Annotated in this window: 13 protein-coding genes; 7 read left to right on the top strand and 6 right to left on the bottom strand. The window is 53.3% G+C overall.

Translation table 11 applies throughout. The annotated features are described in order from the left end of the window. Positions 1–12 precede the first annotated feature (12 nt). The 7 genes from ACFSSA_RS05815 to ACFSSA_RS05785 all read left to right on the top strand — a co-directional run bounded on the left by ACFSSA_RS05815 (position 13) and on the right by ACFSSA_RS05785 (position 6,148). Positions 13–765, top strand: coding sequence for a 7-carboxy-7-deazaguanine synthase QueE (locus ACFSSA_RS05815; RefSeq protein WP_386819191.1), 753 nt, complete (start codon positions 13–15; stop codon positions 763–765). Positions 766–831: 66 nt separating this feature from the next. After that, the gene (locus tag ACFSSA_RS05810; protein WP_386819189.1) at positions 832–1,212 is read left to right on the top strand and encodes a hypothetical protein; all 381 of its coding nucleotides are present in this window, start codon (positions 832–834) and stop codon (positions 1,210–1,212) included. Between the two features lie 90 nt (positions 1,213–1,302). Beyond that, the gene (gene rsfS / locus ACFSSA_RS05805) at positions 1,303–1,701 is read left to right on the top strand and encodes a ribosome silencing factor (RefSeq protein ID WP_386819187.1); all 399 of its coding nucleotides are present in this window, start codon (positions 1,303–1,305) and stop codon (positions 1,699–1,701) included. Between the two features lie 64 nt (positions 1,702–1,765). Further along, entirely contained in the window at positions 1,766–2,878 is a 1,113-nt protein-coding gene (locus ACFSSA_RS05800) for a DUF58 domain-containing protein (RefSeq protein WP_386819185.1), read from the top strand. Continuing rightward, positions 2,875–4,578, top strand: coding sequence for a transglutaminase-like domain-containing protein (locus ACFSSA_RS05795; RefSeq protein ID WP_386819183.1), 1,704 nt, complete (start codon positions 2,875–2,877; stop codon positions 4,576–4,578). Before ACFSSA_RS05800 ends, ACFSSA_RS05795 begins: the two co-directional genes overlap by 4 nt. Before the next feature lie 117 nt (positions 4,579–4,695). After that, a complete protein-coding gene (locus tag ACFSSA_RS05790; protein ID WP_386819182.1) occupies positions 4,696–5,244 on the top strand; it encodes an RNA polymerase sigma factor in 549 nt (182 codons plus the stop codon). Beyond that, positions 5,237–6,148 (top strand): hypothetical protein, encoded by a 912-nt coding sequence (locus ACFSSA_RS05785; RefSeq protein WP_386819180.1) that lies wholly within the window; start codon positions 5,237–5,239, stop codon positions 6,146–6,148. The genes ACFSSA_RS05790 and ACFSSA_RS05785 overlap by 8 nt, the downstream gene beginning before the upstream one ends. Positions 6,149–6,273: 125 nt before the next feature. Here ACFSSA_RS05785 and ACFSSA_RS05780 read toward each other — a convergent pair whose 3' ends face one another. From ACFSSA_RS05780 to ACFSSA_RS05755, 6 genes are all read right to left on the bottom strand, one after another. Beyond that, positions 6,274–7,356 (bottom strand): pyridoxal-phosphate-dependent aminotransferase family protein, encoded by a 1,083-nt coding sequence (locus ACFSSA_RS05780; protein WP_386819178.1) that lies wholly within the window; start codon positions 7,354–7,356, stop codon positions 6,274–6,276. 61 nt (positions 7,357–7,417) lie between these two features. Further along, a complete protein-coding gene (gene dapA, locus ACFSSA_RS05775; protein ID WP_386819176.1) occupies positions 7,418–8,299 on the bottom strand; it encodes a 4-hydroxy-tetrahydrodipicolinate synthase in 882 nt (293 codons plus the stop codon). Positions 8,300–8,402: 103 nt separating this feature from the next. Continuing rightward, positions 8,403–9,491 (bottom strand): histidinol-phosphate transaminase, encoded by a 1,089-nt coding sequence (gene hisC, locus ACFSSA_RS05770; RefSeq protein WP_386819174.1) that lies wholly within the window; start codon positions 9,489–9,491, stop codon positions 8,403–8,405. An 88-nt stretch (positions 9,492–9,579) separates the two neighbouring features. Continuing rightward, the gene (locus ACFSSA_RS05765) at positions 9,580–9,936 is read right to left on the bottom strand and encodes a Spx/MgsR family RNA polymerase-binding regulatory protein (protein ID WP_386819172.1); all 357 of its coding nucleotides are present in this window, start codon (positions 9,934–9,936) and stop codon (positions 9,580–9,582) included. 30 nt (positions 9,937–9,966) lie between these two features. Beyond that, positions 9,967–10,725, bottom strand: coding sequence for a thermonuclease family protein (locus ACFSSA_RS05760; RefSeq protein ID WP_386819170.1), 759 nt, complete (start codon positions 10,723–10,725; stop codon positions 9,967–9,969). 95 nt (positions 10,726–10,820) lie between these two features. Next, positions 10,821–11,516, bottom strand: coding sequence for a M23 family metallopeptidase (locus ACFSSA_RS05755; RefSeq protein WP_386819168.1), 696 nt, complete (start codon positions 11,514–11,516; stop codon positions 10,821–10,823). Positions 11,517–11,558: the final 42 nt, after the last annotated feature.

Genomic DNA, 11,558 nt, shown 5'->3' with positions numbered 1-11,558 from the left:
GAGAGTGGGCCCATGAAATTAGCGCGATTGGGGGACGGAGCGGAGATATTTTTCACCCTGCAAGGCGAGGGTGTGGGCGTAGGTGCGCCTGCGGTTTTTGTCCGTCTATCGCTGTGTAATTTGCACTGTGTGTGGTGTGATACGGATCACACGTGGAACTTCCAGGGGACACCCTGGGCCCATGAAAAGGACTCGGTTCCCGGCTACCGGAAACATCGTAAGGATGATGTGATTATCGAGAAAAGTGCTGAGCAAGTCGCTGAGATCGTCCGTGGCTTTGGTTGCCGGCGAGTGGTCCTGACGGGAGGTGAGCCGTTGCTTCATGAGGCGGAGTTGCTCGTCTTGATGAAGCTCCTGAGAGATGACGGGAAGGATTGGTTTTTCGAGATGGAAACAAATGGCAGCCGGATGCCTAATGAGGAAACCCTCGCAGCCATCGACCAGTTCAATGTCTCTGCAAAACTCCGCAATAGCGGTGTGGCGGAGACGCTACGGCGGAAGCCCGAGGTTCTACGTGGTCTGGCGGCAAGTGGAAACGCTTGGTTCAAGTTCGTTGTGCAAGTGGAAGAGGATATCTCGGAAATCCTGGATCTGGTGGAGGTAACCGGCTTGCCAATGAATCGGTTGATTCTGATGCCGGAAGGAAGAACCGTGGAAGAACTGGATAGAATTGCAGGTTGGTTGGCTGGCCGCTGCCGGGATCTTGGAGTCAGATTTTCAGATCGATTGCACGTCCGCCTCTGGGGGGATAAGCGTGGGGTTTGAGGAATTTTCCCTTTTTGTGAAACTTTTGGATGGGGCTGGGGTTTCCTGAGGTGTAAAAGCATGAAAATGGAACACGAAAAAGATTGGAACAGCGACGATGCGACTTGGCAGTTGCTCGGTAAGGCTGAGCCCCGCGAGGCGAGTGCTCGTTTTGCGGACGATACTTTACGTGCCCTCCGGCAGCTTCCGGAGCGGGATCCGTGGTGGAATATTTTTGTGAAAGCATCTCCGTGGGTCGCCGTTGGAGCATGTGGAGTTTTCGCAGCCATGCTTTTCGTAAGTCCTGCGGAAACCAAAGTTTCGCAACCGATCGTCACGACAAAGGTTAGCCAGGAAGACAAATGGGTCGTTATCGAGGATGCGGCCAGAGTGGAAATGCTTTCAGCGGCTGTGGATCACATGGATAAATTCAGTGATCAGGAGCTGGTCACCTTGATCGGATTTTAGTTTTCCGTGTCCGCATAGGCGGCATGGTGAGAAAGCAGGTTGCAAATTTAGCGCGTATAGGGCTATTGTCCCCTTCCGAAGGTAATATTTATGGCGATTGAAGGAGAAGAGTTAGCAAAAGCGTGTGTTAGTGCTGCAGAAGAAATGCAGGCGGAAAACATCAGAGTGTGGGATATGCGCGGGGTATCAAACCTTACCGATTTCATGATTGTCTGCTCCGGCTCCTCAATGCCGCACCTCAGAGCAATTATCCGGGACACTGCTGGCATTGTTGAGAAACAGCATAAGGTGAAACCTGTAAATTCCGATGGTAAGCCGGATTCCAAGTGGGTCGTGCTGGATTACATCGATGTCATGGTTCACGTAATGCACGAGGAAATGCGTGATTTTTATGGTCTCGAAGAGCTTTGGGCGGATGCCAAAGAACTCGATTGGCCGGGAACCGGTCAGAACGATGGGGGCCAGCGGAAATCAAATATCATCCATTGAGGAACCCCCGCCGGAGGGTAGAATCCGGCTAGCCTGGACGCGTTCCGGTATTATTCTCGGAGGATTGGGGCTCGCACTCTTCTTTGTGGGAATGTGGAGAGTGGATGGCGTGATGGCGGCAATGGGGTTATCCATTGCCGGTCTTCTTCTGATGGTCCGGATACTTGGGCGGAGAAATCTCAAAAACCTGCGTTTGGAATATCGTGGGCCTACAAGAATTGAGGCGGGAAAGGGCTTTCATTGCCATCTCAAGTTAATCAATCCCCGGGCATTTTTTGATGCCTTCTGGGTCGAATTCGGAGTCAGGCCGAATGGAGAAAAAGAGTTTTCGGGGCGGGTGCTCTGGCTGGAAGGAAACGGAACCGCGGAGCTATCGGCCCGGCTTTCCTTGACGCAGCGCGGCAAGGAAAGCATTCAAAAAGCTTGGCTGAAATCCGGGTTTCCCCTAGGTCTGATGAGCTTTTCCCGCGGGATCGAGCTGCCTGCGGAGATCGGTGTATGGGCACGTCAGAAAACTCCCCACGAATTACATTTGAATGGATTTTTGCTGGATGGCCCACCGCTTGGCGGATCCCGGCAGTTCGGAGGCAGAGGAGATTGGCGGGGGTTGCGTGAGTGGCGGGGCGGCGATTCCGTCCGAAGGATCGTGTGGGCCGCCAGCCGGAGATCCCAGGCAGGTGGAGGGGGTCTATTGGTCAGGGAGGATGAGCCTCCCGGCTCCCATGCGGAAGAATGCTTGGTCATCTTTCACTCCTTTGGAGGCGATGGAAACCTGATCCGGCCGGACCGGTTCGAGAATGCGATTTCATTGCTTAGCGGCACGCTGCGGTTGCTCCAGGCTTCCGGAATGGCGGTGCGTTGGAAAGCGGATTTCACCGGTTGGTCGGAAAGGGAAATAAGGACACGACGCCAGCTGGCAGAGTCCCGCGAGGAGCTGCTGATGGCCCGGAGAGCTAGTTGGACAGAAGCGCACGATCTACTCGGTGCGTTGGCGGGCAGCCGTGATAGGGAATGTGTGATTCTGATCTCCGACATGCCTTTGAGCGCATGGAAGAATCTTTTGCCGACGAAGGTCCTCAAGCCGGTTCTGATTGATATCTCACGTTACGATAGAGCGCGAAAAAGTAGCCCGCGCAATTCGCGGCAAATGCTTGGACAGAAAGGGGGAGGGAAATGATTTTGCGGCTGATTTCCCTGATTTTCTGCGGAGCACTCGCGTACGCGCTTCTTGGAGGATGGCCGGAATCGTTGCCGGTTTTGCCCCGGACGTGTCTGGCTGTATTGGTATTGTTGGGCGGCTTGTGCTGGTGGGCGGCCGGCCGGGAGCCCGATGACCTCCCGCTGGCAAAGGCCGCGAGAAGACCGGGAGTGATCGATTTCGCAGCATTGGGGCTGGGTGTTCTTGCGTTGGAATGTGCATTTCTCTGGCTTCTGAGTTACGCACCCAAGCCATTGGAAGAGCTGGCAATTGTAATTGAAGCAAAACTTCAGCCTGCGGCTTCGGCCGAGCGGGAGAAACGGAATGCGATCGACTCTGTGTCTGGCAACTGGCTCTGGGCGGATCAGACGGAGCGGGTGTTGCCAAAGAGAACCAACCTCAAGCCGGGTGCGAAACCGGAGGTCTTTCTGAAGCTCATGAAGCAGGAGGATGCGGACCGTCTGTTGAAACGCCAGATCTATGTCAGAGCTTTCGCGCTGGATCGTTTTCAGGATGGAGTTTGGAGTATGCGAGAGCAGCCGGGTAGGATGGTGGTGGCGGACGACGAGGGGTGGATTCGGTTTGACGAAAAAACCGAGGGAGAAATTCTTCACGAGGTGTTTATCGGCAAGGATCCCGGCGGACAGAATATGCTAACCGCCCTGCAGGGAACCAGAGCTGCGAGATTGCCGAATCTATCGCTTACCGCCGAGGCGATGGGCTTCCTACCGGATATCAGCACTATTTCCGGATTTGAATATCTGGCTAGTTCCGAACCAAAGATACTGGATGATTTGCGACCCGAAACGATGCCGATTTTTACAGAGAACAAGGAGGAGGGCCTAGATCCTGGAATCAGTGAGCTCGCCCGTAATGTGGCGGGAAATGGAGAACTGCTGGACCAGCTATTGAATATCCAGAAGTTTTTAAGGGAGAATTACAGCTATTCTTTGGTGACGCGGAATCCATGGGGGCTGGATCCATTGGAGAACTTTCTGTTTGAGGAAAAACGCGGGCATTGCGAGTTTTTTGCCACAGCGGGTGCGTTGATGGCCAGAGCGCTGGGAGTAGAGAGCAGGGTGGCCTATGGCTGGGCTGGAGGGCAGTATTTCCAAGAGGACATGATGTTCGTATTTCGTGCCCGGGAAGCCCACTCATGGGTGGAGGTGAAAGTGGAAGGAGCTGGCTGGGTGGTGATGGAGCCTACGCCACCAGTTGTGCTTGGCGGTGGCGGACGTCCCCATGTTGCCGGGGCCGGAGAAGTTCTACCAGCGCCGGAGAAGGCTCTGCTAGAGGACGAGAGTGAGGGATTTTCCGGAGGTAGTGGGCATGTGGAAAAAACGGCTTTGGCGTTGATGGGCGTCTTTGCCGTTGTGACGACTGGCATAATTTTGGGTCGTGCGAAAGGTCGCCATAGGATTGTGCATCGAGGTTCTCCTCATTTTACCCATGGCATAAACGCAGGTTATTTGGCGCGATGGCAGAAAGCTCTTTCGCAAAAGGGTCTTCCATCAAAGCCGGGCACTACGTTGAAAAAACAGCTGGCCGAGATGGATCCACAAGTGGAGTTCGGCGAAGAACTGTTGGGTTATCATTATGGGGTTCGTTACGAAGAGAAGGCCGTGGATGAACGCCGGGAGCGTGAACTGATGGATAAGATCGAGAAATGGGAGAGCTGATCCTCAAAGATGAGCCCGCGTTTGCGGAGGGATATTTCCGAGTCATTTCAAGAAATATTCAAATCTCTAGGCTTATTGGGAATAGCATAGCGGGGAGAATGCTCTTATGCTGCGAGTATGAGTGAGTTTGCTGAATTAGTGGATGCCTATTACGAGGCGCTGTATCGGTTCGGGTATTCCCTGACACGCAGCCCGGATCATGCGGCGGATTTGGTTCAGGAGACTTTTTGCATATGGGCGGAAAAAAATTCCCAGTTGAGAGACCGCAGCAAGGCGAAGACCTGGCTCTTTACCACGCTCCATCGTGAGTTTCTCGGGCAACGACGAAAGCTATCCCGCTTTTCAGATGAGCCACTGGACGAGAGTCTTATGACTGAGCAGGTCTCCAAGGAAGAAGATGCCGAGCGGCATCTGGATGGTCATCGGGCCGTGCAATTGCTGGGCGAAATGGACGAGTTGTATCGTGCGCCGCTTGCGCTATTTTATTTGCAACAGCATAGCTACAAGGAAATCGCGGAGGTTCTTGATGTGCCTATTGGAACTGTGATGTCCCGTTTGTCCCGCGGGAAGGATATGCTGAGGAAAAGAATGATTTCGGAGCCCTCCAGCGGCCCCAAGAATCTTGTGGATGTGAACCCAGAATTATTTCACAAAAAACATGGATAGAGAAAAAGCCAGATTCATTCTCCGGAGTTTCAGGCCGGATGGTGCCGATGCCAACGATGCCGATTTCGCGGAAGCGCTTCAACTGGCAACGAGCGATCGTGAGCTGGGTGAGTGGCTTGTCAGAGAACGCGCATTTGATGTGGAATTTGCGGAGAGCCTAGCTCGTGTGGAGCTACCGGCTGGGTTGCGTGCCGATGTGCTCCTGGCAATGGTCCAGAGTGGTTCCGAATATCCGCGTAAGAACACGGATCAGGACGAGAGAATGATGGATGCGATGGCCTCGATCAGCGTCCCGGAAGGATTGCGAGATCGGATTCTGGTGTCCATGGAGAAGACGGAAAAAGTCGTGAAAGCAGATTTCAACTGGTCGAGATTCGGAATTCCACTAGCGGCGGTCGCGGGGATTGTTCTGGCCTTGGTGCTGATGATCGATCGCTCGGATAGCCAAGGAAGCAGCAATCCCGGGGTAATTGCCGAGAATCAAACATCCGCCCCGACTGCTGAGGCTGTCCAAGCCAGTGCCATCAGCACAATAGAGTCCCCGATTTTCAGTCTCGATGAAATGAACCAGAACCAGCGTGTCTTGGTTTCACATCTGCGCGCGCGCGGGCTGCCATGTGGGGAACTCAACCTTCCCGAAAGCCTACTTGCACTCAAAGGTCTGGGATGTCGTGAGCTTGTCATTGATGGTCGCAAAGGTTCTCTCATCTGCCTGGATGATAAAAACGGTGAAATCCACCTGGTGATTTTCCGCCGCAGCGATGTTGAAGGGGATCTGCCAACTGTGGACCACCCCAATATCTATCAAAGTGGAAATTGGGCCAGAGCTAGTTGGGCAAATGAGAAGTATGCTTACTCGCTGATAGCGATGCGCAGTGACGATGATTTGAGAGCCTTCTTTTGAAATTTTGAAGAAGGCCCCATAGGTAATCTGTGTGGGAAATTTCTCGGAGCAGGCACAAAAAAAGCTGGTTGGACAAATTACGCCGAACCAGCTTTTCAATAGAATATTAGTGCATTCGAACCAACTCAGCCCTTCATTTCCTCAAGGATGATATCCATTGCATCGATGAGCTCCTGCATGGAGTCTTCCGTTTCATTGCCCATGTTGGAAATGCGGAAGGTCTTGCCCTTGATTTTTCCGTAACCGCCATTGATCAGGAAATTGTATCTGGATTTCAGCTCTTTGATGAAGGTTGCCTGATCAAAATCTTCCGGGGTCGCAAAGCAGGACAATGCAAGAGAACGATATCCTTCCGGCGCAAAGTTTTGGAAACCGTGTTTCTCCGCCCAATCGGCGATCATTGCATTGGTCCTGGCATGCCGTGCCTTACGTGCGGAGAAGCCTTCTTTTGCAATCTGACCAAGCATGAACTGGAGACCGAAGAGAAGCGAGATACAAGGAGTGGTCGGCGTGTTGTTCGCGGCATCGTTCTTGGCAAATTCAAGGAAATCAAAGTAGTAACCGCGGTTCGGAATGGTTTTGGATCGTTCCATGGCCGCCTCCGAGACTGCAAACAGCGCCAAGCCGGGAGGAAGCGCGAGAGCCTTCTGCACGCCAGCCAGCATGACGTCCACGCCATTGGCATCCATATCGACATCGACAGTGGATAGAGAGGAAACCGTATCTACGATAAGCATCGTGTCCGGGAAAGATTTTACCACTTTCGCCACTCCCGCAAGGTCATTGAGCACACCGGTGGAGGTCTCGGAATGAATGAGTGTAACGGTATCAAAACCACCTTCGGAAAGCTTTTTGCGGACTTCTTCAGGATCAATTGCTTCACCCCATTCGACCTGGATGGCTTCCGCCTCGTAGCCACATTTCTTTGCGACATCGAGCCACTTGTCAGAAAATGCTCCACAGCAGAGGCAAAGGACTTTTTCCTTCACCAAGTTGCGCAATGCGCCTTCCATCACGCCCCATGCGGAGGAAGTCGAGAGGAAGACCGGACGCTCGGTGCCGAAGATTTCTTTGAGACCTGGCTGGAGCGAGGCATATAATTCCTCGAAATCCTTACCACGGTGACCAATCATCGTGTGAGACATTGCGGCGAATGTTTCAGGAGATACATCGACGGGACCTGGATTGAATAGCTTAGGGCTGGACATGGTATTGTAGGTTGAAATGGAAGTTTTCCGCAGCCGGAGCGGCGGAAAAAAAAGTCGGATCTCAGATGAGATTGTAGGATTTCATGAGAGTCCTGAGAGCGAAGAGATTGTCGTCTGACATCGGTGCAAGCGGGAGACGTAGCTCATCGCTGAAGTGACCCTGGAGTGCGACAGCGGTTTTCACCGGCACAGGATTTACGTCCAGGGACATGAGGCCGCGCATCAGCGGGTAATACTGTTTCTGCATTTCCAGAGCTTGGGGAAATTCCTTGGCCAGACAGTGATTCACCAGCTTGACCATGACTTCCGGGATAAGATTTGAAGCTACCGAGACAAGGCCATTGGCCCCGCAGGCAATGAAGGGGAGAGTCAATGGATCATCCCCGGAAAGAATGCTGAATCCATCCGGTAGTGCTTGGACGAGCTGGTTGATCCGGTCGACCGAGCCACCCGCTTCCTTGATTCCGGTGATGTTTTTGCAGTCATTGGCCAGACGTGCTGCTGTTTCCGCTGCAATCTCGATGGAGGAGCGCCCGGGAACACTGTAAAGCATGATCGGAAGTGAGGTGGAATCTGCGATGGCTTTGAAGTGGAGGTAGAGACCTTCCTGCGATGGCTTGTTATAGTAGGGGCAGACTTGCAGGGAAGCGGTGGCTCCGATCTTCTCGGCAGCTTGGGTGAGCTCGATGGCTTCTGCTGTCGCATTTGCACCGGTGCCTGCAATGACATGGCAACGGCCTTTAACGAATTCCACAGCCAGACGGATGACCTCGATATGTTCTTCGGAATTAAGCGTAGGGGATTCACCCGTGGTGCCAACCGGAACGATGCCGGTAATGCCGGCGGCGATCTGGCGCTCGATAAGGGCCTCAAAGGCCGGAACGTCGATTTTACCTTCGCGGAAAGGGGTGAGAATAGCGGTGTGTGTGCCGGAGAAATTCATGTCGCGGGGAAGATGGGGGCAAATCGTCTGATTGGCCAGTGAGGAATAAATTTTGCTTTTTACAGGTGCTGAGAATCCGCGGGTGAAACGCGTTTCATTGGATTCAGCGGACGGAATCCAAAACCTCCAGTGCGCGGGCATTTTCCGCTGCTGTGCCGATAGAGATGCGAACCCATCCGGGTAATTTATAGCCGGACATTGCACGAACGATGACGCCTTGCTTCAGCATTTCCTTGAAAACGCGGTCTCCATCGCCGACTTCAACCAAGATGAAATTAGCTACGGAAGGCACAAAGTTCATTCCGCGTTCGGCAAAGGCTTTTTCGTAGAAGGCAAGGCCTTGGCGGTTTACCTCGCGGGTTTTTTCAATGTGGTCGGCATCGTTCAGAGCGGCGAGTGCCGCCGCTTGTGCGAGTGCGTTGGTGTTGAAGGGTTGGCGGGCCTTCTGCAGTAAATCGGCGATCGGTTTCGGTGCAATTCCATAGCCGATCCGCAGTGCGGCGAGGCCGTGGATCTTCGAGCAGGTGCGTAACACGATCACATTTTTGCCTGCGTGGACGTGTTTCAGAACATCCGGTGGGGTATCCAGGAATTCAAAGTATGCCTCGTCAAAGACGGCGATGGTATGAGCGGGGAGTCGATCCACAAAACGATCGATTGCTTCCTGGGTGACTTGAGTGCCGGTCGGATTATTCGGGTTTGCGATGAAAACGAGACGGGTATTTTCCGTGATTGCATCGGCCATTGCATTGAGGTCGTGGATGAAGTCCGGATCGTCCACTTCCACATATTTTGCTCCGAAAAGCGTAGCCATCAACTTGTAAACCACGAATGCGTGCTTTGCTGCGATCAGCTCCGCGTCACGATTCAGAAAGGTGTGGCAGAGAAGCTCGATAATCTCGTTGGAGCCATTGCCGAGGACAATATTTGAGATGTCGAACCCAAGTTTTTCGGCAATTGCGGTGCGTAGCTTGAAGCCTCCGCCATCCGGATAAATGTGTGCCAGATCGATGGCATCGCGCATGGCTTCCTTTGCCAGCGGGGAAGGTCCCAGCGGATTCTCGTTGGAGGCGACTTTTACGATGGATGAGGGATCGAGGCCCAGTTCCCGGGCGGTTTCTTCGATCGGTTTGCCCGGCTCATAGGCAACGAGGTCACAGACAAAGGAGTTGGCGAATTCGGAGATCGGCATGCCGGGACTGTGTGGAAAAGCGGCATTACTTAGAAGCGGAAATTTGGGAAATGTGTGCCCCCCGGCATGTTGAAAAGGAGCAATCGGCCTACGCTTCGGTCAGCTGGGATTTCCATAAATCGGGTTTGAAACCGACCAAGGTTTTTCCGCCGGAGATGAGGAAGGGGCGTTTGATCAAATTCCCGTTGGCAGCGAGCAGCTGAAGCGCATCCGCCTCCGGGAGCCCGGGAAGCTTCTCCTTTAAGTTGAGCACCCGGTAATCCTGACCCGAGGTATTGAAGAGTTTCTTGATGTCTCCATTGAGGTTCTTCAATGCGGTTTGCAGTTCGCTATCAGATGGAGGGGTTGCGCGGATGGCTATCTCTTCGAAAGAGATACCCTGTTCTTTCAACCACTTGGTGGCCTTCCGGCAGGAGTCGCAGGTTTTGAGCGTGTAGATTTTCATTGAATCGTAGACTATGGCAGTCGCTGGAATTCACAGACCCCATGCGCCTGAGTTTGCGGATTTCGCTTTGCGTTCGAGGCTGAAAAGGTGGTTTTCCTGTTTTCTTTCAGAATTGCCGTTCGGCAACTGCCCGCCTTTCGTGTGGATACGCGCATAGCCTTTTTCGACGAGTAGCTCGTGGAGAAAACGTTTTCTGCCTCCGTAGACCACCTCTACAAAGCCGTGATAACGCCGATCATTGAACGGGCTGTCCCATTCGGTATAGAGGGTGAATGGACTGGCTCCCAATATGGCAGAGGTGAACTCTTTGGCCTTTTTCCCGATTTCCACAGCCTGTTGAGGACTGATGCCACCCATATCGTCCGCCTGTTGCTGGATTCTCTGATGATTTGTCGCCGCCCCGCGGTAAGACTTGAAAGCACTTTCCGGCGTATCGACGAAGTAAAGGCGGATGATCTCCGATTTTCCATCGGGGAGCTTCACCCGAAAGGAATCACCATCGTTGGACCGATCGCCGACCAACGCGCAGCCATGGTAGGTATCATATTTTCCCGTTCGGGTCGGGCTTGAAGGGGAGGAGTGACCGGCGGACGAATCACTCGAGGTGGGCGCAGGCGAGCTTCCGGAAGATTTCTTATCGCCATTTGTAAGCTCGGCATTGGTTTTCTCGAAGAAAGAGGCGAGGTTTCCCTGTTTGTAGGCATCGTGTATCCAGATGGAGACCGCTGCGATGAGTATCAGGATAGGGATAAACGAGGAGGACTTGTGGCGTTTGGTGGGCCGTGACATGCGAGCAAATTACTTTGGTGAAACCTGGAAAAAGTTGGAGGGAAGGATATCCTAACGTGCCAAACCGGAAGTGGCTGGCTCATGCCTCTGGGGCTTCAGAGGCCTTTGAAACCGGCGTATTCCTCATAAGTCCCGGTAGGCACAGCAACAGGACGCCACTCACGGTTGAGACGTCGATATTTATTGATGAAATCTGTGGGATCGGCCCAATTATCCAAAGTGGATGCCACGGAGTTCCGCTGCATTCCGATGTGGATGTTATGGCGGATCTCGAAATGCAAATGCGCGGGATACATGCCGAAATTGCTCCCAATGGTTCCCACCTGTTGGCCGCGCTTCACGCCTTGGCCGACTTTTACCATAATCTTATCGAGGTGTCCGTAGAGGGAATCCACGAATTTTACCTGGCCGCTTGAAGGATCCCGATAGGCATGGCGGATCAAGACAACATTTCCCCAGCCTTGCCGGACATTGTAGGCGAAGGTGACAATGCCATCCGCACAAGTGTAGACGGGATCACCGAGGTCGCTATCTCCTCCATTGCGCCCATTCCAATCCTCTCCAAAATGGGTGGGAGAACGCAGGCGCAACCCACGCGCTTTGTAATAGCCTGCGGAGTCGGGTTTCCCCACAGGAAAATCGAAGCCATCCGCGATATTCACACGCTTGGCGGCGTGGACACCGGTTGGAATTAGTAAGAGTGAGAGGAAAAGTATTGAACGCAAGGCTGCCATAACCCGTGGCTTGATCGTCAGGGTATGAGCGGGCGATTTCTTTAGGTGGTTTGCCATCCGCACCCATTTGACTCCCTGATAGGAAGTCGACGCAAGGTA

It is taken from the genome of Luteolibacter algae, assembly GCF_042683045.1.
Classification (GTDB): domain Bacteria; phylum Verrucomicrobiota; class Verrucomicrobiia; order Verrucomicrobiales; family Akkermansiaceae; genus Luteolibacter; species Luteolibacter algae.
This window is presented reverse-complemented; position numbering and strand designations above follow the sequence as displayed.